The organism is Falsirhodobacter xinxiangensis (assembly GCF_004959935.1).
In the GTDB taxonomy this organism is placed as follows: domain Bacteria; phylum Pseudomonadota; class Alphaproteobacteria; order Rhodobacterales; family Rhodobacteraceae; genus Falsirhodobacter; species Falsirhodobacter xinxiangensis.
Genome location: NZ_SMYN01000071.1, coordinates 1 through 653, shown reverse-complemented (window position 1 = coordinate 653; position 653 = coordinate 1). Strand labels below are relative to the sequence as shown.

General features: G+C 60.5%; 1 protein-coding gene. It reads left to right on the top strand.

Annotated elements, in window-relative coordinates; genetic code table 11:
• Positions 1 to 73 precede the first annotated feature (73 nt).
• The coding region (locus E2K76_RS20170; protein ID WP_136686216.1) for an IS110 family transposase at positions 74 to 653 on the top strand (580 nt) is incomplete at its 3' end.

Genomic DNA, 653 nt, shown 5'->3' with positions numbered 1-653 from the left:
GGGATGTGCCGGCTGCTCCCCCAACCGTCGTGTTATCCTTGCGAGGATCACCGCATCGAAAGGAGTAGCAGCCATGCGAGTGAAGAAAGCAGGACAGCTTGAAGACCTCGCTGTTGTCGGCGTCGACATCGGCAAGGACACATTCCATCTGGTCGGGTTCGACCGCAGCGGTCAGTTGATCTTGCGTCAGCAAATCCGACGACAGGCGCTGACAGCGGTCTTTGACGGTCTTCCCCGCTGCATCGTTGGCATGGAGGCTTGCCTCAGCGCCCACTTCGTCAGCCGGGCGTTGCGCGGCATGGGCTTCGATCCTCGGATCATCCCGGCGATCTACGTGAAGCCGTTCAACAAGGGCCAAAAGAACGATTACAACGATGCCGAAGCCATCGCCGAGGCGGCCTTGCGACCAAACCTGCGGACCGTGTCGGAGAAGAGCCAGGACCAGCTCGACCTTCAGGCGTTGCATCGGGTGCGGGCGCGGCTGGTCTCGCGCCGCACCGCGACCATCAACCAGATCCGCGCGTTTCTGGTCGAACAGAATATCACTGTCCGTCCTGGACTTCGGGCACTAAACAACTCCTTCGATAGCATTATCGAGCAACGGCAAGACGAGATGTCACCGAGGATGCGCATGATCCTGACGGGCCTGCGCG